16 protein-coding genes and 1 riboswitch are annotated in these 20,831 nt (G+C 60.7%); of the genes, 8 read left to right on the top strand and 8 right to left on the bottom strand.

What is annotated here, in order from left to right; translation table 11 throughout:
• Window positions 1-419 precede the first annotated feature (419 nt).
• On the top strand, window positions 420-1,472 hold the full coding sequence (locus AC1RBA_RS01680) for a hypothetical protein (RefSeq protein ID WP_492416218.1): 1,053 nt from the start codon (window positions 420-422) through the stop codon (window positions 1,470-1,472).
• Window positions 1,469-3,169 (top strand): single-stranded-DNA-specific exonuclease RecJ, encoded by a 1,701-nt coding sequence (gene recJ / locus AC1RBA_RS01675; RefSeq protein ID WP_492416216.1) that lies wholly within the window; start codon window positions 1,469-1,471, stop codon window positions 3,167-3,169. The genes AC1RBA_RS01680 and recJ overlap by 4 nt, the downstream gene beginning before the upstream one ends.
• 231 nt (window positions 3,170-3,400) lie before the next feature.
• Here recJ and AC1RBA_RS01670 read toward each other — a convergent pair whose 3' ends face one another.
• Both AC1RBA_RS01670 and AC1RBA_RS01665 read right to left on the bottom strand, forming a co-directional pair.
• A complete protein-coding gene (locus tag AC1RBA_RS01670) occupies window positions 3,401-4,315 on the bottom strand; it encodes a phage exclusion protein Lit family protein (protein ID WP_492416215.1) in 915 nt (304 codons plus the stop codon).
• Window positions 4,312-4,941 carry a hypothetical protein gene (locus AC1RBA_RS01665; RefSeq protein ID WP_141750090.1) on the bottom strand — a complete coding sequence of 210 codons (630 nt, stop codon included), beginning with the start codon at window positions 4,939-4,941 and terminating at the stop codon, window positions 4,312-4,314. The genes AC1RBA_RS01670 and AC1RBA_RS01665 overlap by 4 nt, the downstream gene beginning before the upstream one ends.
• 494 nt (window positions 4,942-5,435) lie before the next feature.
• Window positions 5,436-5,522: riboswitch (cyclic di-GMP riboswitch) on the top strand.
• An 83-nt stretch (window positions 5,523-5,605) separates the two neighbouring features.
• On the opposite strand from AC1RBA_RS01665, the gene AC1RBA_RS01660 reads away from it, so the two are divergent.
• The 4 genes from AC1RBA_RS01660 (at window position 5,606) to AC1RBA_RS01645 (ending at window position 9,873) form a co-directional block, all read left to right on the top strand.
• Window positions 5,606-8,224, top strand: a complete 2,619-nt coding sequence (locus AC1RBA_RS01660) for a S53 family peptidase (RefSeq protein WP_492416213.1) — start codon at window positions 5,606-5,608, stop codon at window positions 8,222-8,224.
• A gap of 136 nt (window positions 8,225-8,360) precedes the next feature.
• A complete protein-coding gene (locus tag AC1RBA_RS01655; RefSeq protein WP_070219985.1) occupies window positions 8,361-8,798 on the top strand; it encodes an MbcA/ParS/Xre antitoxin family protein in 438 nt (145 codons plus the stop codon).
• Complete coding sequence (locus AC1RBA_RS01650; RefSeq protein WP_240453385.1) at window positions 8,795-9,508, top strand: RES family NAD+ phosphorylase; 714 nt, start codon at window positions 8,795-8,797, stop codon at window positions 9,506-9,508. The genes AC1RBA_RS01655 and AC1RBA_RS01650 overlap by 4 nt, the downstream gene beginning before the upstream one ends.
• Before the next feature lie 44 nt (window positions 9,509-9,552).
• Window positions 9,553-9,873 (top strand): DUF2288 domain-containing protein, encoded by a 321-nt coding sequence (locus tag AC1RBA_RS01645; protein ID WP_492416211.1) that lies wholly within the window; start codon window positions 9,553-9,555, stop codon window positions 9,871-9,873.
• Window positions 9,874-10,003: 130 nt separating this feature from the next.
• On the opposite strand, the gene AC1RBA_RS01640 is transcribed toward AC1RBA_RS01645, so the two are convergent.
• The 5 genes from AC1RBA_RS01640 to AC1RBA_RS01620 form a co-directional block, all read right to left on the bottom strand.
• Window positions 10,004-10,651, bottom strand: coding sequence for a hypothetical protein (locus tag AC1RBA_RS01640; protein WP_492416209.1), 648 nt, complete (start codon window positions 10,649-10,651; stop codon window positions 10,004-10,006).
• 357 nt (window positions 10,652-11,008) lie between these two features.
• Window positions 11,009-11,731: an ABC transporter ATP-binding protein gene (locus AC1RBA_RS01635; RefSeq protein WP_492416207.1), complete on the bottom strand. Its 723-nt coding sequence runs from the start codon at window positions 11,729-11,731 to the stop codon at window positions 11,009-11,011.
• 10 nt (window positions 11,732-11,741) lie between these two features.
• Window positions 11,742-13,685 carry a branched-chain amino acid ABC transporter ATP-binding protein/permease gene (locus AC1RBA_RS01630; RefSeq protein WP_492416205.1) on the bottom strand — a complete coding sequence of 648 codons (1,944 nt, stop codon included), beginning with the start codon at window positions 13,683-13,685 and terminating at the stop codon, window positions 11,742-11,744.
• A 7-nt stretch (window positions 13,686-13,692) separates the two neighbouring features.
• Complete coding sequence (locus AC1RBA_RS01625) at window positions 13,693-14,583, bottom strand: branched-chain amino acid ABC transporter permease (protein WP_010398938.1); 891 nt, start codon at window positions 14,581-14,583, stop codon at window positions 13,693-13,695.
• 85 nt (window positions 14,584-14,668) lie between these two features.
• Window positions 14,669-15,826, bottom strand: coding sequence for an ABC transporter substrate-binding protein (locus tag AC1RBA_RS01620; RefSeq protein ID WP_070219975.1), 1,158 nt, complete (start codon window positions 15,824-15,826; stop codon window positions 14,669-14,671).
• A 366-nt stretch (window positions 15,827-16,192) separates the two neighbouring features.
• Here AC1RBA_RS01620 and AC1RBA_RS01615 point away from each other — a divergent pair, with 366 nt between their 5' ends.
• Both AC1RBA_RS01615 and AC1RBA_RS01610 read left to right on the top strand, forming a co-directional pair.
• Window positions 16,193-17,101, top strand: coding sequence for a hypothetical protein (locus AC1RBA_RS01615; protein WP_492416203.1), 909 nt, complete (start codon window positions 16,193-16,195; stop codon window positions 17,099-17,101).
• 24 nt (window positions 17,102-17,125) lie between these two features.
• Window positions 17,126-17,548 (top strand): hypothetical protein, encoded by a 423-nt coding sequence (locus AC1RBA_RS01610; RefSeq protein WP_230506737.1) that lies wholly within the window; start codon window positions 17,126-17,128, stop codon window positions 17,546-17,548.
• 21 nt (window positions 17,549-17,569) lie between these two features.
• On the opposite strand, the gene AC1RBA_RS01605 is transcribed toward AC1RBA_RS01610, so the two are convergent.
• Entirely contained in the window at window positions 17,570-20,620 is a 3,051-nt protein-coding gene (locus tag AC1RBA_RS01605) for a heparinase II/III domain-containing protein (protein ID WP_492416201.1), read from the bottom strand.
• Window positions 20,621-20,831 lie beyond the last annotated feature (211 nt).

Raw genomic sequence — 20,831 nt, 5'->3', positions numbered from 1 at the left:
CCTCCTGACGGCATGCCACGGCGGCAGCAGGAGCGGAAGTACGAGGGGCCAGGGCGCGATCAGCCTGGCCGCGCAAAGCGGCGAATGTATACATAAGTGGGCTTCCAAGAAGGGACTTGTTTAAAAATGAAGCCGGCAGATCTTGTATACAATTTCGAGGGACACAGGAGCCAGACGACGCAACCACGCAGCAGGGGGTGATTGTCTTTCTGATATTAAGTTAGCGCAATTATATCCACTATCTTTTCAAAAGAGAATCATTTTCCGATGATAAAAATAAAATTTAAATAATGAAGATGCTTTATTGATATTTTTAATATGCAAGGCGGCTGGCTTGCCCGCGCCAATCTGTGGCAATGATCGAGGCGAAAACACATGCGCCCTACTCGCACGCCGCCGCTATCGCCTACAATCTCGGGATGAATCAACTTACCCTCGTCTTGCCCTTCGCCTTGCCCAACGCCGAACTGGCTGCCGACCTGCTCAAGGTCTTGCAGGCGCCCGCGCTGGCAGCGCTGCTGTCGCGCACCTCCACTTGCAATTTAGAAATTTTTGACAACGCCAACCGCTTGCTGCCGCATGAAGCGTGGCTGGCGCACACCCTGGACCTGTCGCCCGCGCCCAACGGCGCGGCGGCGCAGGCGGCCTTTGCCGCCCGGGCCATGCGCGGCTACGGCCTCGTGCCGGAACCGGGCGCACGCTACTTCCTGCTGCATCCGGCCCACCTGGCCATTGCCCGCAGCCATATCAGCCTGGAAGACTTGCGCCAGCTCAAGCTGAACGAGACCGATGGGCGCGCCCTGTTCGACATCGCTGCCCCGTATTTCGACGAGATCGGCCAGCCGCTGGCGTATGGCGACGCGGGCACCTGGTTCATGCGCGCCGACGGCTGGTCCGACTTGCAGTGCGCCACGCCCGACGCCGCCACCACGCAAGACCTGTCCGTCTGGATGCCGGAAGGCGAGCACGCGCGCGCCGCGCGCCGCCTGCAGAACGAAGTGCAGATGCTGTGGCATGAACACCCCGTCAATGCGGCGCGCGAAGAACGGGGCTTGAAAGCCATCAATGCGTTCTGGATCTGGGGCGGGAGCGTGGCCACGAGCGAAGCTGCACGCTGCGCGGCCAGCCTGCATACGCAGAATGCACCGGGCTGGTTGGCAGCGCTGGCGGAACCGGCGCGGCGCGATGCCAGTCCAAACAGTGTGCTGACGGACCAATCCGACACGATCGTCGTGCTGGGCGGCTTGACCGAAGCGGCACAGGCCCAGGAATGGGGCATGTGGCTGCAGCAATTGCAAGCGCTGGAAACGGACTGGTTCGCGCCCCTGCTGGCGGCCTTGAAAGATGGCCGCCTGGGCCAGCTGCGCCTGGTGCTGAGCCACCGCGACGCCTGGCTGGACGTCAAGACCAGCAAGCATGCGCAGCGTAAATTCTGGCGCGCGATTACCCTGAACAAGTTGAAAGCATCATGACCCGTACCCGCATCGCCACCCGTCCCTGCCCTTACCGCGAATCCGAATTGCTGCGCCAGGGAGGCATCCACCCCGTGCTGGCCCGCCTGTACGCCTCGCGCGGCCTGTCCGACGCGAAAGAACTGTCGATTGAGGCCAAGGACTTGATACCGCCGTCCGGCTTGCTGCACATCGGCGCGGCCGGCGTCTTCCTGGCCGATGCGATTGCCGCCAAGAAACGCATGGTCATCGTGGCCGACTACGATTGCGACGGCGCCACGGCCTGCGCCGTGGCCATCCGCGGCTTGCGCGCCATGGGCGCCGACGTCGATTTCATCGTGCCCAACCGTTTTGAATACGGCTACGGCCTGACGCCGGAAATCGTCGAACTGACGGCGCGCGAAAAATCGCCCGACATCATCATCACCGTCGACAACGGCATCGCCAGCATCGATGGCGTGGCCGAAGCGAACCGGCGCGGCATCCAGGTCGTCGTCACCGACCACCATTTGCCGGCCGACACCCTGCCCGACGCGGCCGTCATCGTCAACCCGAACCAGCCCGCCTGCGGTTTCCCATCCAAGCATCTGGCGGGCGTGGGCGTCGTGTTCTACGTCCTGCTGGCCCTGCGGGCCGAGCTGCGCCGGCGCGGCATCTTTGACGCGCAAACGCAACCCAAGCTCGACAACCTGCTCGACCTGGTGGCGCTGGGCACGGTGGCCGACGTGGTGCGTCTCGATACGAACAACCGCATCCTCGTCGCGCAAGGCCTCAAACGCATGCGCAAGGGCAATTTGCACGCGGGCGTGGCGGCGCTCTTTCGCGTGGCGGGCCGCGAAGCGCGCAGCGCCACGCCGTTCGACCTGGGCTTTGCCCTGGGACCGCGCCTGAATGCGGCCGGCCGCCTGCAAGACATGTCGCTGGGCATCGAATGCCTGATCACGGACGACGAAGGCCGCGCCTGGGCGCTGGCGCAGCAATTGAACGACATCAACCTGAAACGCCGCGAAATCGAGGCGGAAATGCAGGATACGGCCCTGCTGCACCTCGACGATTTCGAGCCGGCCAACAGCAGCACCATCAGCGTGTTTGACGAATCCTGGCACCAGGGCGTGATCGGCATCGTCGCTTCGCGCCTGAAGGAAAAATTCTACCGCCCGACGATTACCTTTGCACCCGGTGCCGACGGCTGGATCAAGGGTTCCGGACGCTCGATTCCCGGTTTCCACTTGCGCGACGCGCTCGACCTCGTGTCGAAACGGGCGCCTAGCCTGATCGACAAGTTCGGCGGCCACGCCATGGCGGCGGGCTTGACCATCCGCGCCGACGCCTTCGACGCCTTTTCCCAGGCCTTCGAAGCCGTGGGCCAGGCTTGGCTCAGCGCCCAACAGCTGGAACGGGTGGTGGAAACGGATGGCCCGCTGGAAGACGCGTATTACACGACGGCCTTCATCGAGCTGATGGATGGCCAGGTGTGGGGCCAGGGCTTCGCCCCGCCCGTCTTCTGCGACGAATTCCGCGTCGTCAGCCAGCGCATCCTCAAGGAACGGCATTTGAAACTGTTGCTGGAAAAGAACGGCGTGCGCTTCGACGCCATCTGGTTCGGCCATACGGATGCCCTGGGCGAAAGGACAAGGGTCGCCTTCCGGCTTGATGCGAATGAATACAATGGCACGACCAAGGTGCAATTGATGGTGGAGCACGCCGAGCCTGCCTGATGGCACCGGCCCAAACCTCGCGCGAAGCGCTTTGCCGCAACTTATGAAAATTTTGGTTGCGTGTACTAAATTTCAACACGCGGTATGACGGTTCCCCGCCATGCTCAACAATAGGAATATCTTTACACACATCGCCAGCCAGAGCTGGGCACCCCATCTACATGCAGTAAAGAGTAAAGCAGATATCCATCACTGTACTCAGCCGCGTGCTGCCAGCATAAGAGACAGATGTTAAGTCTGCTCCGCACATTCTGCTTCGGAGGTGTTCAACATCTTGCGTAGCGCCTTTGCGGACATGCCAAGATTTAGTTCAATCTCTGCCTGTCCAGCGGGATCCTTTAGCGTCTTCTGCAGTTCTTTAGATCTCAACAAAAGGGCACGGAGCCGGCAGGCAGCGGGTGGATGGGAGTCCTCTCTATATTGTTTGCTGAGTTCTTCATCACTGATGAAGGCCAGCAAGGTAGGAATGGCACCGATGAAGGAATATCCGGTCTTCTCTACCAAATCCAGTGCAAATTTATCTGCCGCATATTCATTCGCACGCGAAATCTTATTGTTTTGTGCATTATGCCTCAATGCAATATGCCCAATCTCATGAGCCACGACAAATGCAAGTGCCTCGTTCATGAGCATGTTAACAATGCCGCTAACCCGCACCTGTTCCTGTGGCGACCAAGATGCCATATCGACATGAGCCCATAATGGAAAAGTAAGAATTTCTAGCTCGACAAACACCATGCCGCGGCGCGCGGGCGGTTCCACAATAGCCCTAAGATACTGTATATATTTTAGCAAATTTCGACGCTGTGTTGGCCATTGCTCACATACGGCGAAGGCAATAGAAAGCAGCCATATCTGCGAACATAAACCTTGGTTAATGACGATCTGCATGCTATCGACTTGAGCCCGCGCGTTCATTTCAAGCCAAGGGACGATAGTAATGATATCTTCTTTATCTCTGATGTCTGGATATGCGGCCAATTTCGGGCGAAAAACTGCCAATGCACGGGACATGGATATCTTGCAAGCTATATCGACTTGAGATGCTATTTGCGTCTGCATGGCTGTGGCGGCTTGCGCCCCCGAAGCAGCTAACAATGCCGCCAGCATGTAGCAGTACCGTAAACTTGTACAGGCTCTACTCATGGTTTTCCTTGGATGTTGATCAAACCTCGCTGCTGATCGAATTTCAAAGGTAGGCTCAAGTTGGTCGGCCGCACACGCTCGTCAGTGCGACGAACAAAATCTTCGAATTGCGATGCAGTTCCCTTCAGGAAAAATTCTTGCAGCGCCCCATCATATTGCTCTTTCGCTTGCTTCCATGCCGGTACGGTTTCTGCATTCCCCATGCCATTAAAACTGGGATCCCCCCAAACCTTGACGGCATCGCGATACACGATTGCTAAAGCTTCACATGGCGGCTTTCCGCGGTTAATGCTACGCATGGCTATATAAAAATTGTTATCACAAAGGTGTTTGCGGTTGATAGCATCAACAGTGGACTTTACCAGCCGTATATCCTGCGTGCATCGAGGAGAATGGTACAAGTCCCCGCCTTCTTTACAACGCATATAAGCACATTCGCCGTCTATCCGTCCCTCGCAATGACTGTAGCAAGTATCGTGATCGTTGCAACAGGAGGCGAACGAGCATACTAGCAATGGAATTGAATTCGGTACTACCCACACGTTCCAACCACTACCGCAACCGTTCGGTGCTGCGATTGCCCAGTTCCATTGAAATAATATTATTAAAAAAAGGAAGTAACGCATGGCAACTCCTTGATATAGGCTAGGACAGGGCGTCACGCAAGGCGCACCAGCAGCCCTTTAAGCATAGTCTTGACCAAGTACTTAACTTTGATAGTTATCAAGGCTAGATAGGCTGAATCTATGCAAACAGTATCCATATCAGCAATTGAGCGAGCTCTTGTTTGGACACTGCCAGTGGTGGCGTAAACAATTTTCAATCACAATAAGCGGATAAAAATGGCCGAATGCCATCACATAAATTCATTTAATTCGTTATATTCATCAATTCAACATAAAACCCTGCATCATTGCGACAAAATAACCTCTGATCTTCCCATGCTCTCTTGATAATCTTGCTTTTAAGACTTAACAAAGCTAACAACATTCCATCCGCAATGGGCAAAATCGCCACATTTTATTGCAACAATAAAAATATTGATTGGAAATAGTTAACACTTATTTGGCAAATTCACTAGAATTGATAGCACATCAGGTAATTTCCAATGATGCATGATCAGTTCTGAGGGCAAACCCGTCGAAAGGCGGGGACGCAAAGCCACCGGCCTACCGCGCGCAAGCGCCATGGCAGCGGGGCTGCCAATGCAGGGCCGGGACCGCCAACGCGCGCCACCAGCCTCGATGCATTGTCGAGATGTGGCCCTCGCCCAACTCGGAGAGTTTCGCCATGAAAAAATTCATTCCCCCGCATGCCCGCCACGGGCGCCTGCTGCTGGGCGCCACGGCCGCCATCCTGCTGGGCGCGTGCGGCCCCGGCCAGGAGACGACGGCGCCGCCCGCCGCCATCGCCACGGCCGCGACACAGTTCAGCGTCGAGGTACCCGTCATCCCCGCCGGCGTCGGCACGCTGGTGGCGCAGCCGATGTTCCATGCGGCTCCTGCCCTCCTGGATGCGCCGGACGGGCGCGACAACGCCAACAGCAGCGGCTCGGCCCACTGGCGACCGCATTTGCAGCGCGTGCCCCGCGCCATGGCGGACATGGCCACGCGGCGCCTGACGGCGCAAAAGATCGCTGCAGCGGAACAGGCGGCGCAGAATATCGCGCCGTTGCTGTCCGGCGGCACGAGCGACACCGTCGCGCCGATGGCCGGCAGCAGCGTGGTGGCCACCTACTCCCCCGCGCAAATCCGCGCCGCCTACGACTTGCCCGCCCTGCCTGCGGCGGGCACGGCGCTGACGCCAGCCCAGGCGGCCCAGCTGGGTGCCGGGCAGACGATCTACATCGTCGATGCCATGCACAACCCGAACGCGGCGGCCGAACTGGCCATCTTCAACCAGAAATTCGGCTTGCCCGGCTGCACCACCAAAGCCATCGCCACGAATGCCGCCCTGCCATTGCCGCCAGCACCACTGAGCGGCTGCGAATTGTCCATCGTCTACAACACACCGTCGAGCACGATGACGGCCACCGCGCCCGCCTATAACTCGGGCTGGGCCATGGAAATCGCGCTCGACGTGCAGTGGGCGCACGCCACGGCACCGCTGGCGCGCATCGTGCTGATCGAGGCGCCCGACGCGTCCGTCAACAGCCTGCTGGGCGCCGTGCGTCTGGCCAACCTGATGGGCCCTGGCGTCGTCTCGATGAGCTTTGGCGCCGCCGAAGGCAGCTGGACAGCCTCCGTCGACAGCGCCTTCACGGGCAAGAACATGAGCTACCTGGCCGCCACGGGCGACTCGGGCAGCGGCGTGTCCTGGCCTTCCGTGTCGCCGAACGTGCTGGCCGTGGGCGGCACCACGCTCAGCTACAGCGGCAGCGGTGCGCGCAGCGAAGCGGCCTGGTCCGGCACGGGCGGCGGCATCAGCGCCTATACGGCCCTGCCCAGCTACCAGACGGTAAACGTGCCCGGCCTTACCAATCTGCTGCGGCGCAACGTGGCCGATGTAGCCTTCAATGCCGACCCCGCCACGGGCCAGTACACGGCCGTGATGGCACAGGGCAGCAGCACCGCAAGCTGGCTCAGCATCGGCGGCACCAGCCTGTCCACGCCGCAATGGGCCGGCCTCGTCGCCATCGCCAACGCCAGCCGCGCGCTGCAGGCGAAGGCGGCGCTCGGCTTGCCGCACAGCATGCTGTACGGCCAGATCGCCACCGTGCCCGGCACCTTTGCCAGCAGCTTTGCCGACATCACGCGCGGCAGCAACGGCACCTGCAGCGTGTGCACGGCCAGGGTCGGCTATGACCCGCTGGGCGGCCTGGGCACGCCGAACGTGAAAAACCTGCTGGCCAGCCTGTCGGGCACGCAGATCGCCCCCGCCGCACCCGTGGTGGCGCCGGCCGGCATCAGCGGCGCGGCCGGCAAGCCGCTGTCGTTCACCGTCTCGGCCACCGCTTCCAATCCACTCAGCTACACCATGCTGGGCGCACCGGCCGGCATGAGCATCGCCGCCACGGGCGTGGTCAGCTGGGCCGCGCCCATTGCCGGCACGTATGCCGTGACCATGGTGGCCAAGGATAGCGTCACCGGCCTGACCGGCCAGGGCGTGTACAGCATCGTCATCGCCCCCGTCCCGCCGCCCGTCGTCACGGCCGGCGCCATCACGGGCAAGGTGGGGACGGCGCTGACGTTCAATGTCAGCGTCACGGCCGCCAATCCCGTCACTTATGCGCTCGCTGGCGCACCGGCCGGCATGACCATCAGCAGCGCCGGCCTCGTGAGCTGGGCCGCGCCCGTGGCCGGCACCTATGCCGTCACCGTGACGGCCACGGACAGCAAGACTGGCCTGAGCGGCAAAGGCGTCTATACGGTGGCCATCGCCGCCCCGCTGCCGCCCGCGGTGACAGTGTCCAGCGTCAGCGGCAAACCGGGCGTGGCCCTGTCGTTCACTGCCACGGTGGTGGCGCCCAACCCCGTCACGTACAGCCTGTCGGGCGCGCCGTCCGGCATGGCCGTCAATGCCGCCGGCGTCATCAGCTGGGCCAGCCCCGTGCTGGGCAGCTACAACGTGACCGTCATCGCCAAGGATACGAAAACGGGCTTGACGGGCCAGGCCGTGGCCACGGTGAAAATCGCCGCCGCCGGCCCCACGATCAGCGCCGCCGCCATGACGGGCGTGGCCGGCAAGGCCATGAGCGGCAGCATCGTGCTGACGGCGCCAGGTGCGACCTCGCTGCGGATCTCGATCGACGGCGCGCCGCTGGGCATGCAGTTCTCCATGAGCGGCCTGACCATCACGGCCTACTGGCCGCAACCGGTGGCCGGCAGCTATGCGCTGAAGGTCGTGGCGCTGGACAATAACGGCTTGACGGCGCAACTGACGGTGCCGATCACCGTCACGGCAAGATAAACCAGCGTCGCCCGCCAACGGGGCGCAGCGGGACACATGTCCGCTGCGCCCCGTTTTGCATGCGCGCGGCCGTTGCAATGAATCCGAAAAAGGAGTATAAATAGTCCTTAAATAGAGTTTTATTGAAGGACATATCATGCATCTCGCCTACGCCTATCCCAAGAGCCGCTTCGAGCCGGCCGTGCTCGTCGACCTGAACGCCAAAGCCGAGCGCGAACGATTGTCGCAAGCGGCACTGAAGGGGTTTTTCAAGCTGGCCGCCGCGTGGAAACTGCGCGACGACGATGCGCGCGAATTGCTGGGCGGCCTGTCCAGCAGCGCCTGGTACGAGTGGAAGAAACACCCGGACCGCGTGCTGGAAGTGGACCGCATCACGCGCATTTCCTATTTGCTGGGCATCTACAAGGCCCTGCATATCCTGTACGGCGACAAGCTGGCCGACGAATGGGTGAGCTTGCCCAACAAGAATCCCATCTTCGGCGGCCGCACGCCCCTGTCGCAGATGCTGGCCGGCGGCTTGCTGGCCATGCAGACCGTGCGCAAGCTGCTCGACGCGCGCCGCGGAGGGCTGTGATCGTGCCGGCCGCCGCGAATTCCCTGCTGCCGCCGCTGGCCGCCTTGCGCCAGATCGACACCTGCCGCCTGATCCCGTCGCGCTTCGCCGACATGGAGGATTCCGTGCTGGCACCGCTGGCCGAAGACGACGACCACCTGCGCGAGCTGTTCGAGCTCGATAACGCCACCAACGCGCGCCTGGTGGCCGAGTACGGCGGCGCGCCAGGAATTGGCGTGGACGAGCTGGTTTTTGGCGTGCCGCACTTTCGCATCATCAACGCCGCCTACACGTATGCCCGCCCGGAAGGGGCGCGTTTCAACGATGGCGAACGGGGTGCCTGGTATTGCGCCTTCGACATGAAAACGGCGCTGGCCGAGATCATTTTCCACAAGACCGTGGAATACCAGGAAATCGACTATTTCGACGACAGCGTCAGCTACCAGTCGCTGCTGGCCGATTTTTCCGCCAGCTTCCACGACCTGCGCGGCCAGGAGCGCTACCAGGCTTGCCTGGACCCGGCCAGCTACATCGCCTCGCAAGACCTGGCCGCCATCCTGCTCGACGCGGGTTCCATGGGCGTCATCTTCCCCAGCGTCCGGCACGCCAGCGGCACCAACCTGGCCTGCTTCCGCCCCGCCCTGGTGGGCAATGTTCGCAAAGGCGTCGCCTATCGGTTAACATGGCAGGGTACGCCGACGCCGCAGGTGGAAGCCTTGCCAGGCAAATAAACCGCGCGCATCGGCACCCGACTCACCGAACATTGATATTTCGCATGCAAACCAATCCTGAAAAAGACACCGAACTGCGCCTCAAAGTAAACAGCGAAACGGCCCGCCTGGCCTGGCGCGAACTGGAAAAGCACTTCGCCCAAGGCAATGTCGTCTGGATCGCCAACGAGCTGGACCTGGTCGAAGTGGCCGTGCGCATCTCGCACGACGACAAGGCCACCATCACGCAATGGATGGTCGACGGCAAGGTCGCCAAGGTATCGGACCAGCAGGCGCTGGACTGGCAGGCGGCCGATGCGGCCCTGTGGGCCGTCGTCGTCAGCCCGTTCATTCTGGTGCAGCAGGAAAAGCCGACGAAACATTAAAGATTACATTCGAACATCAGCCGTAACGGTGCGTAGCCAAGCATGGTGGCCGTAATTATTCGCATCTATATTTGCTAATAATTACGGCAGCTGGCGCACTTGCATTAAATTTCATTACTAACACAAAAGGCTAAAAAGGAATCTCGTCACCTAAATCGTCCCTTGTGGCACGATGAAGTACAAATAAAGATTCATTTGCCTCAATCCATTCCCAAGCTTGTGGCGTTAGCTCAAGACCTGGATAACGCTCGCTGCTGTAATCCTCCTGCATCATAGTTTCTTCGATGAATTTCTTGGTCAATAAACGCTTCATCCCAAGATTGAATCCAAGACTCGTTACTCCAGCACGTTCTGCGTCCTGTTTTGCGGAATATAGCCCGGTTGGACTATGTGGACTAAGGCCGCCTGCCAAAATTGCCATTACTCTTAATTCTGGTGGAGATAAACCTGCTACAGGAGCAACAGCCTCTGCGTCAGATATAAACTGCAATGCTGCATCTTTTTTCACGTAGGCCTTTATCTTTTCCGTTATATCCGCCTTGAGCTTACTGAAATCGCTAAGTGATTCAGACTTATATACTATGATTGTACGATGTTGGATATCGAACGGAAATTTCTTGCCAAGTCGCTCCGCGTTACAAATCATTACTACTGGTCGCCCAGATGCAAACGCATATCCGAGTTCATACCAAACATTCGGGTTATCCACTGTAATATCTGCAAGGCAAACAATAGCCGATCGAATGCCATTCTCGATTGATTCAATTGGAACCGACACGCTCGGATCTTGATCGACACGATAGGCATCATATCCAGCCGCCCTAATGGCGGGTTCGTAAAACGTCGTTATACCTCTTATCGTATGGACCGCCATCAAATGGCTGGATTACAAAACACGTTGGCATATATTTTCCATAAGAAAATGGGGCGCTAACTTAATATTTATCAACCAAAATATCTGATCAATCCAAGTTTTAAATCATTAAACGCCATAAAAACTGAGCAAAAATACTCACCCTACAATATTCAGCCTATCGCATTTTTTAGAATAAAAACTAAAACTGACGCCAAAAGAAGACTACAGCAAATTTAATCACACAGCTCGAGCATTAAGTAACGCGAAGCAAGCGCCCCTTCAGTGCCCGCCCCCCAGATACGCCGCGATCACCTTCGGATCATTTTTCAGGCTTTCGGCCGGCCCATGCACGGAAATGCTGCCGTTTTCCAGCACGTAGCCGTAATCGGCCACGTTCAGGGCGGCGGCGGCGAATTGCTCGACCAGCAGCATGGTCACGCCTTCGGCCTTCAAGCGCGTGATGATGCGGAAGACTTCCTCCACCAGGATGGGCGCCAGGCCCATCGACGGCTCGTCCAGCAGGATCACTTCGGGGTTCAGCATCACGGCGCGGGCCATGGCCAGCATTTGCTGCTCGCCGCCCGACAAGGTGCCGGCCAGCTGGTCGCGCCGCTCCTTCAGGCGGGGAAACAGTTCCAGGGCCTTGTCCAAATCTCCCTTGATGTCGCCTTTCGGGCGCGCGCGCGTAAAGCGGGGGAAGGCGCCCAGCAGCAGGTTGTCCGTCACCGACATCGAGGCGAACACGCGCCGCCCTTCCGGCGAATGGGCCAGGCCGGCGCGCGCGATGCGGTGCGAGTCGAGCCCCGTGACATCCTTGCCGCCCAGGGTGACGGTACCGGATTTGGGTTTGAGCATGCCGGAGATGGCGCGCATGGTGGTGGTCTTGCCGGCGCCGTTCGAGCCGATCAGGGTCACCAGCTTGCCCTTCGGGACTTCGAGCGAAATGCCGTGCAGGACTTCGACTTTGCCGTAGGCGGCGTGCAGATTGTGAATGGTCAGCATGGTCTTCCTCTCAGTGCGCCGCAGGGCTCAGGGTGTCGGCGCTGCCGCCCAAATAGGCTTCGATCACTTTCGGATCGCTTTGGACAAGCGCGGGTGCGCCTTCGGCGATCTTCTGGCCGAAATCGAGCACCGTCACCACGTCCGACAGGGCCATCACCACGTCCATGTGGTGCTCGATCAGGATGATGGTGATGCCGTGTTCGCGGATCTTGCGGATGATGGCCATCAGTTCCTTGATGTCGGGCGCCGTCAGGCCCGCCGCCGGCTCGTCGAGCAGCAGCAGACGGGGGTTGAGGCCCAGCGCGCGGCCGATTTCCAGCAAGCGCTGCTTGCCATAAGGCAGATTGCGCGCCTCTTCGTTGGCCAGGTCCGCCAGGCCCACGAACTCGAGGATGCTGGCCGCCCGCTCGCGCGCCGCCGTCTCTTCGCGCTTGTAGCGCGGCGTATGCAGCATCACGTCGAGCACATTCGACCTGAACGTATTGTGCAGGCCCACCAGCACGTTCTCGGTGGCCGTCATCTCGCCGAACAGCTGCACGTTCTGGAAGGTGCGCGCCACGCCGCCCAGCGCGATTTCGGACGGCGTACGCCCGGAAATGACGGCGCCCGCAAATTCCACCTTGCCCGCCGTCGGCTTGTAGATCCCCGTGAGCACATTCATCATCGTGCTCTTGCCCGAGCCGTTCGGCCCGATCAAGCCGTGCACGGAGCCTTGCGTGACGTTCAGGTCCACCTGGTTCAGCGCTTTCAGGCCGCCGAACTGCATCAGCGCCTGGTCCACGCGCAGCAGGGTCGCGCCCTGCTGCCCGCCTTGGGCGTGGTCGAACGGCGCCACGCCGTGCGAAGCGACGGCCTGCACATGGCGCCGGCCCTTGCCGATAAAGCTCATCAAAAAGCCGACGATGCCGTCCTGCAGGTAGTACACGACAAACAGGGTCATCAGGCCGAAGATGGTCAAACGCCAGTCGACCATGTTTTCCAGCTTGTAGGAAAACGCGGCCAGGCCGATGGTGGCCGCCAGGGGCACGAGCACGCCGCGCACGGTGGAGCGTTTTTTCGCCAGCATGAAGGCGGAGCCGATCACGCCCAGCACGGCGGCGGACACGGCGATCTTGCGGAACAATTCGATGTCCGACAAGAGGCTGGGCAGCATGACGACGATCAGGGCACCGATCAGCGCGCCCGAACGGGTCTTGCGTCCGCCCATGATGACGGCCAGCAGGAACAATATCGTCAGCTCGAAGTTGTAGGTATTGGGCGAAATATACTCTTCCGAATACGCATACAGGCTGCCGGCCAGGCCCGCGAAACCGGCGCTGATGACGAACGCATACACCTTGTAGCGGTAGACGGACACGCCCATGCAGTCCGAGGCGATGGGGCTGTCGCGCAGCGCTTCGAACGCCCGTCCCAGGTTCGACTTCAGGATGCGGTGCACCACCACCAGCGAGATTACCAGCAGCGCGGCGACCATGTAGTAGTACTCCACTTCCGTCAGTTTGTGGCCGAACAGGACGGGCTTGTGGATCTTGATACCCATCGGCCCTTCCGTCAGGAAGCTCATCTCGTTGATCAGGATTTGCACGATGGTGCCGAAGGCCAGCGTCACCATGGCCAGGTAGGGCCCCGTCACGCGCAGGGCCGGCAAGGCCAGGATGGCGCCGAACAGGGCCGCGCCGGCGATACTGGCGGGGATGGCCAGCCAGAACGACACGCCCAGCTTGAACACCAGCACGCCCGTGGCGTACGAACCGATGCCGAACAGGCCCGCGTGACCGAGCGACACCTGCCCCGTGTAGCCGACGACGATATCGAGGCCGAACAGCAGAATGGCGTAGATCAGGATGGTCTCGGCCAGGTGGATGTAGTACGGGTTCGGGATGACGATGGGGAACAGCGCGAGCGCGGCCAGGCCCGCCGCGCTCAGCGCCAGCATGGTGATTTTCTTGTTCATGTGGTCCTCAGACTTTCTTGATCGCGGCTTTGCCGAACAGGCCGGACGGCTTGACGGCCAGCACCAGCAGCAAGAGCAGCAGGCCGGGCACTTCCTTGTAGCCGGTGGAAATGTAGTAGCCGGTGGTCGTTTCCGCGATGCCCAGGATCAGGCCGCCGACGATGGCGCCCACGCCCGACGTCAGGCCGCCGATGATGGCCACGGCAAACGCTTTCAAGCCCAGCGAGGCGCCCATGGTGGCCCCCGTCAAGGTCAGCGGTGCCACCAGCACGCCCGCAAAGGCGGCCGTGGCCGACGACAGCGCATAGGAAAAGGTGATGACCATGCCCGTGTTGATGCCCATCAAACCGGCCGCGTCGCGGTCATTGGCCGTCGCCACGACGGCCTTGCCGTAGATCGATTTGCGGTTGAATACTTCGACGGCCAGCATGATGGCCAGCGCGCCGACGATGACGGCCACCTGCATCTGCTGCACGTTGGCGCCAAACACCTGGAACGGCGCGGCCGACAGGGGCGACGGGAACATCAGGTCATCCTTGCCCCAGATGTTTTCCGCCACGTTCTTGAAAATGATGGCCAGCGCGATGGTCGACATGATCCAGCCGAATTCGGACTTGATCTTGATGGCGGGCCGCACGCCTATCCATTCGACGAACACGCCCTGCAAGGCGCCGAAGACGATGACGATGGGGATCATCAGCAAATAGCTCATGTAGGGGCCGCCGTGGATGGTGCCCACCAGCGACAGGCCCACGAGCGCGCCCAGCATCAGCGATTCGCCCTGGCCGAAGTTGAGGGTGCCGGACGTGGCAAAGGTCAGCTGGTAGCCGAAGGCGATGACGGCATAGATCATGCCCAGCGCGATGCCGCTGAAGACGAGCTGCAGGAAGATTTCCATGGTGTTCCCCGAAGGATGGGAGATAAAAAAATGGCCAGTCCTGATTCCTCAAGGCTGGCCACTGCGCGGCGAATGTCTGCCAGGCTTATTTCGCGAGGACGACTTTGCCGTCCTTGACTTCGCCGAAGACCGTCAGGTCGGCCGTGATCGCTTCATGGTTGGTCTTGCTGAACGGCTTGTTGTAGGTGGTGACGGCGCCTTCCACCTTCTCATTCAGGTTTTCCAGCGCGGCGCGCACTTTCGGACCATCCGTGCCGCCCGCCTGCTTGAAGGCGGCGGCCAGCAGGTAAATGGAATCGTAGCCTTGCGCGGCCGAGACGGCCGACGGCATGCGTCCGCCCGACGGCTTGTAGGCGGCCACATAGGCGTCGATGAAGGCCTTGCGCTTCGGCGTGCTGGCGTCCTGGATGAAGGTTTGCGGCATGCGCGTGCCATTGCCGTTCTTGCCCGCGTTGTCGATGAAATTGCCCATGGCCAGGGTCCAGCTGCCGATCAGCGGCACTTTCCAGCCCAGTTTTTCCATGCCGTTGGCGATCTGCGCCAGTTCCGGGCCGATGCCGTAGGTCAGCACGACTTCCGCCCCCGCCTGCTTGGCTTTCAGCAGCTGGGCCGTCATGTCGACGTCCTTGATGTTGTATTTTTCAACGACAACGGGCTTGATGCCCTTCTTGTCGAGCGCCTTTTCCAGGTCTTCACGGCCCAGCTGGCCATAGTTGGTGGAATCGGCCAGGATCGCCACTTTCTTGAACTTGCGGTTCTCGATCGCTTCATGCACGATCATGCCGGACTGGATCGTGTCATTGGCCGCATTGCGGAAGATGTAGTTTTCCGGCTGGTCGGCGAATTGCTTGGTGACGATGGAGCCCGTCGCCACATTGTTCATGACGGGAATTTTCGCTTCCTGGTAGAAGCGCTGCGAAGCGAGGGCCACGCCCGTGTTGATGTAGCCGACCGTGGCGGCGACCTTTTCCTTGTTGATCAGTTCCTGGGCGATCTGCACGCCGCGTTCGTTCTTCGCTTCGTCATCGCGCTCGATCAGCAGCAAGGAACGGCCCAGTACGCCACCCTTGGCATTGATTTCCGCGACGGCCAGCTTGACGCCGTCGCGCATCGACACGCCCATCGGCGCGGAACCGCCCGTAAACGGTCCGGACACGCCGATCTTGATGGGGTCGGCTGCGACTGCCGCCTGCGAGAAACCCAAAACCAAACTTGCCACGAGCAATTTCTGTTTCAAATTCATTGTCATCTCCTCTGCTACAACGTTTTAAATGCCACTTATTTTTATTGTCGTACGCTGGATAACCGCCCCATCGATAAATCATTGTAGGTGAGTAAACATGCACCAGCAACAACTACATATGACGCGTCGCAACATGCAGAAAAGAGCTAATTGCTGGCCCGATGTCAGTCTTTTGTAAGGAAAATATGACGCAAATTGGAACACACTGCACCATTTGGCAACAGCCCTGGCGCCGATACGGGGCCGCCAGGCGACTTCACAGCGAGCTGATCTGGCGCAATACTGCGACTGCCCAGCATGCTAACGTCGGCCATGCCAGCGCGTGCGCGCCGGCCCCGTCAGCCACTGCTACCGCATGGAGGCCATATGCAGCGCCCGTCGAACTCGTCCATTTCCACCCTGCTTCTTTGCGCCAGCGCCAGCCTGCTGCTGGGCGGCTGCGCCGCCAACCTGGCGCCCGTGCGCAGCTTCGCCGAACAGACGCAAAAGGTGTCGCTGCACTTCGAACCCATGCTGGCAGGCGGCGTCCACAGCTGCATGGACAAGGCCATGCGCAAGCGTCTGATCCTGGCAGAACGTTTCGATGCGCAAGCGAGCGAACAGGCGGCGCGCGCCGATTGCGCCGCCATCGCGCAGGCCAGCGCGTCGATCGCCAGCCTGAACGACGTCCTGCTGCGCTATGCCCAGACCATGGCGGCGCTGGCCGATGACAGGCTGCCCGTCTACAAGGATGAGTTTTCCGCCCTGGGCGATGCGCTGGGCGGCCTCGCGCAGCCGGGCGCCGGCGCGCCCCTGCTCGATGCGGACAAGCTGGCCAAGGTCGTCAAACTGAGCGAGCATCTGAGCCGGCTGGCCACGCAGCGCCGGCAGAAATCGGCCTTGCGCGAATTGCTCGACGAGCAGGAAGCCGTCGATATCGTCAGCAATGCGCTCAAGGAGTATGCGCAGCGCAGTTACCGGGCCGGCTTGCAGGATGAATTGCGCGACCTGGATCTGCTGCGCGGTGCCGTCGATAACGCCGCGCCGCGCGAACCGCTGGCCGCCAACTACATCCGCACGCGCTTGCACCTGGAAGGCCGGCAGTTGCAGGAAAGGGAAAAGATCGTCGCCGCGTATGTCGCTGCCGTCGACGCGCTGCAAGCGAGCGTGGCCGCGCTGCGGGCCAATCTCGACCACCTGCAGGCGCCGGAACTGGAGCGGCAGCTGGCGCAATTTTCACGCGACGTCGACACGCTGCAGCGGCAAGCGGCGTTCTATGCCCCCGCCCGCTGGTAAGCGGCGCGCACACAGGAGTATCCCATGGCCCCACTGACCGAACTGAGCGAACTGACGAAAGACCAAAGCTACGCCATCGCCGACAGCCTGGCGCAAGCGTCAAGCCTGGTGCTGGAATTGCGCATCCGCGAACGCGAGGCGCTGGCGCCGGACGAGCGCGCGCTGCTGGAACAATATGAAAATCACCTGGACCAGATGGTCGCGCTGTTCCGTGCGTATGGCATTTACCTGACGGCCGAAGGCGCCGAGCAGGCGCGCGTCGACATCGAGGGCGCCATCGCCAAGGGCAAGTCGCAGCTCAAGCGCATCGCCGACATCAAGGCGGCCATCGGCACGGCGGCACGGCTGGTCGACCTGGGCGCCGCCATTTTGTCGCGCGACCCGTTCGCCATCGGCGAGGCGGCGGCCAGCTTGCGGGCCAAGCCTAAAAAAGACGCTCAGGCTTGACCCGGCCGCCAGGCAAGCGGCTTACTCGATGCTGAGCACGCCCTGGTCCGAGCTCAGATACGTTCCTGCGCCATCGGCCGCTTCGGCCAGGCTCCAGGCGTAGCCGCCGGCCGCCGGTGCCGACGTCAACGCGTAGTGCGCGCCCGGTTTCAGTCCTGTCGCCAGGATGGCGCCGCCGGCTTGGGTAGAGACCCAGTCCATGCGGGCGGCGGGCGCCACGTCGCGGTTGAACAGCACATGCAGCTGACTGCCCAGCAACAGCGCCTCGGTGTTGGCCGCGGCAGCCAGGCGTATGGCGCTCGGCGCAGCGGCCGGTCCCGTGCCGCCGTCATTGTCGGCAACGGCCAGCACATGCAGGAAGTACTCGGGCGCGTTCAGGGCGGGCGCCGCGGGCGCCGCCACTTCCAGGCGCCAGACGCCGACATCGCTGGTCGACGATTGCTGCTTGCTGACCAGCGGCGTCTGATTGCGCCACAGGTAACTGCCATCGGCCTGGCGCCGGCGCACAGTGAAGCGGCAATCGGCGCCGTTGCCGGCAACAGCACCAGTTTCGAGATCGGTCTGCGCGCAGCCATTGCCCCCCTCCTGCGCACCGCCCACCTTGCGCACGCTGGCATTGAGCGGCAGGATCGTCTGCGCCGTCAGCATACCGCCGCCATTGCGAATGGTGGCGATGCGCTCCTGGCCGGCCTTGTAGCCCAGCTGGTACTGGCCATTGCCCAGCGCCGTCACGCCCGGCGCGCCCGATACGGGATCATTTGCCGTGTGCAGCAGGAAGGTGGCCGGCAAGGCCTGCTTGCTGCGCACGCTATCGAAGACGACAGTGACCGGCTTGCCCCAGAACGATGGCGAGCGCAGGAACAGCACGTTGCGCACGAAACCGTTGGCCATATCGAGCTTGGTGGACGCATAGGCCTTGCTTGCATTGCCGCTGGTGTAGGTGTACTGCGGCGTATTTTCGTAGCGGACGATGCCGTCGAGCGCATTCGGTCCCGCAGGGCTGATTTCCTCGATCGTCGGGTAGCCCTGTCTCGGCGCATAGAACCATTGGCCGCCGTCATTGCTGAATTCCCTGTCTCCGCGCGTGAACCGCTCGTTCTTGTCAAATATCAGCAGCGTATTGTGGGCAATGCTGCGCGTGTAGTAATTCCACCAGTGGCTGCTGCCATATTCTTCATACAAGCCCGTGTCGAGCAGCAGCGGAGCCTTGTAATTGAGCGAAAAACTGTTCTGGTCGAAGTGCTGGTGATTTTCCGCGATAAAGGACGTCGATTTGAATTCCAGTAACGTGGCATTCGCATAGTCCCAGCTATCACGCATCAGCACCTGGCCCGACGTCCTGAAATGGCGCGACAGTTCCAGCGATTCCAGCGGCGCCGCCGGCAGTTGAACGGGCCACAACAGCCGTTCCAGTATCAAGGCATCGTGCGCGCTGCGCGACGCCACGACATGCTCGCGATAAAACTTCCCTGCCACGCCATCGGCCGTATCCGTCACCGCGCCCAGCGCCAGCTGCCCGATCAATGTGCTGCCGAGCGGCGTTGTGAAATTGTCGCCGCTGGCGGGAAAGCTGCCGTCATGGCGCAAGCCGTAGATATACGGATAAATCAGCCTGGCTTGCCAGTCGGCCTGCAACAGGGGCGCCGTGCCCGTACTTTCCAGCGCGCTGCGCCACAGGAGCAGGCGCTCGGGAATGCTCGATACGCCATAGGCAAAGCCCATATGGTGGCCGCCGTCGACCGAAATAAGAGCGCGTGCAGCAAGAAAACCCTTTTCGTAGTGCGCATACGACGTTTCAATCATCGGCAACACTTCCGGATGCTCGTCAACGATGGCCAGCAAGCCAACGGTGACATTATTGACGGCGCTGAACGGGTGGCCGCTGATATAGAAACCGGCGATGGACGGCTTCGATTCGCTGCGGTCCCACTGTTCATACACGGGCTTTTTTTTGCAATCAAAACTGGTGCTGGTGATATACAACTGCTGATAGCCGCACATCGAGACAAACAGATTCTCGTGCCCCTGGCCCGTATCGGCGGCGATCGTTTCCTTGATTCGCTGCGCCGTCAGGTCGCGGTAGCTGCCGAAACCCACGGCGTCGGGCACGGCGCGCGCGCCCGTTTCGGCAAACAGCCAGTCGTACAGGATGCCCATGGCGCCGACGCGCCCGCCCGACGACCACTCGCCGCCGGCCACGGAGGGCGTCACCAGCAGCTTGTCGAGGTAATTCAGGGCGCCATTCAGATATTTCGCATTGCCAGTCAGGCGGTAGGCCATGGCCAGCATCTGCGCAGTTTCATAAATCGTGCCGCGGCTGCCAGTGGCCACGTTGCACAGCTCCGGCACGCCGCTGGGAGGGGGAATCAGCGGGCAGGCTTGAAGCGTGCTCACCCGTCCGTCGACACGCTCCATGAAGCCGTACCAGGCCTTGTTGAGCAAAGCATCCATCGCCGGTGCTTGCCACAATTCATGGCCAGCGCCATCGAGCAAACGGAAATTGCGCATGGTTTCGTTGCGCCGCATGCCTATCCTGCTGATCTGCCCATCCGCCTTCCATTCCATCGGTGGCGTGGCGCTGGTGCCGTCGACCGTTCTCCAGCCCATGGGCACGGCAACGCCATTGACTCTCAAGTCAACTTTATGGGTCTGGCTGTTCCATGACAACTGGATGTTCGACCAGACATCGGGTTTCAAATCGATCCTGGCGACAGACAGATACTGGTCCAGTCCATTGACCTGGAAACCGACCTGGAAACCGAGGCTTTCCCCCGCCGCGCCGGCCGGGCTATCGTAGGAATCGACGTGGCGGATAAAAAAGCCGTTGCGGCTCGGACTGAATTCGCCAAAAATCGGCTGGTTGACGCTATCGAGCGGATCCTTGCGCCCGGCGAACAGCTCCAGGCTGATGCTGCCGCCTGCGGCTGGGAATGCGGCCGGCAGATTTGGCAATTGCGGTTTCAGCGCATCGAAACTGGCTTGATTCAGGAATAGCCGCGGATGGCCTTGCTTGATCGGCGCTGGCAATTGCGCCATCGCGGTAGAGGCAAGCAGGCAAAACATGCCGAGCATGGCATGCGCCATTTTCCTCGGCAAGAACGGTATACCGCTTCGGCGATGGCGAAACATTGTTTTTTGTTGGCGAATCATTTGACTTTGCACACGGGCTCCCGGAATCATCCAGTTAATAAAAAAACCATATGTCGAATACTGCCATACAATTTTTTAAAAAAGCCAATAATGACTATCAAATAACAAATTATTGAAAGAAAATATAAGCAGT

It is taken from the genome of Janthinobacterium sp. GW823-FHT03B06 (genome assembly GCF_058796955.1).
The sequence above is the reverse complement of the archived record's forward strand: the minus strand, read 5'-3'. Positions and strand labels throughout refer to the sequence as shown.

Bases quoted from the DNA above. Each gene is read 5' to 3' on its own strand.
- AC1RBA_RS01680 (WP_492416218.1), top strand. From the start codon at position 420: ATGAATCAACTTACCCTCGTCTTGCCCTTCGCCTTGCCCAACGCCGAA.
- recJ (WP_492416216.1), top strand. From the start codon at position 1,469: ATGACCCGTACCCGCATCGCCACCCGTCCCTGCCCTTACCGCGAATCC.
- AC1RBA_RS01670 (WP_492416215.1), bottom strand. From the start codon at position 4,315: ATGAGTAGAGCCTGTACAAGTTTACGGTACTGCTACATGCTGGCGGCA.
- AC1RBA_RS01665 (WP_141750090.1), bottom strand. From the start codon at position 4,941: ATGCGTTACTTCCTTTTTTTAATAATATTATTTCAATGGAACTGGGCA.
- AC1RBA_RS01660 (WP_492416213.1), top strand. From the start codon at position 5,606: ATGAAAAAATTCATTCCCCCGCATGCCCGCCACGGGCGCCTGCTGCTG.
- AC1RBA_RS01655 (WP_070219985.1), top strand. From the start codon at position 8,361: ATGCATCTCGCCTACGCCTATCCCAAGAGCCGCTTCGAGCCGGCCGTG.
- AC1RBA_RS01645 (WP_492416211.1), top strand. From the start codon at position 9,553: ATGCAAACCAATCCTGAAAAAGACACCGAACTGCGCCTCAAAGTAAAC.
- AC1RBA_RS01635 (WP_492416207.1), bottom strand. From the start codon at position 11,731: ATGCTGACCATTCACAATCTGCACGCCGCCTACGGCAAAGTCGAAGTC.
- AC1RBA_RS01630 (WP_492416205.1), bottom strand. From the start codon at position 13,685: ATGAACAAGAAAATCACCATGCTGGCGCTGAGCGCGGCGGGCCTGGCC.
- AC1RBA_RS01625 (WP_010398938.1), bottom strand. From the start codon at position 14,583: ATGGAAATCTTCCTGCAGCTCGTCTTCAGCGGCATCGCGCTGGGCATG.
- AC1RBA_RS01620 (WP_070219975.1), bottom strand. From the start codon at position 15,826: ATGAATTTGAAACAGAAATTGCTCGTGGCAAGTTTGGTTTTGGGTTTC.
- AC1RBA_RS01615 (WP_492416203.1), top strand. From the start codon at position 16,193: ATGCAGCGCCCGTCGAACTCGTCCATTTCCACCCTGCTTCTTTGCGCC.
- AC1RBA_RS01610 (WP_230506737.1), top strand. From the start codon at position 17,126: ATGGCCCCACTGACCGAACTGAGCGAACTGACGAAAGACCAAAGCTAC.
- AC1RBA_RS01605 (WP_492416201.1), bottom strand. From the start codon at position 20,620: ATGCTCGGCATGTTTTGCCTGCTTGCCTCTACCGCGATGGCGCAATTG.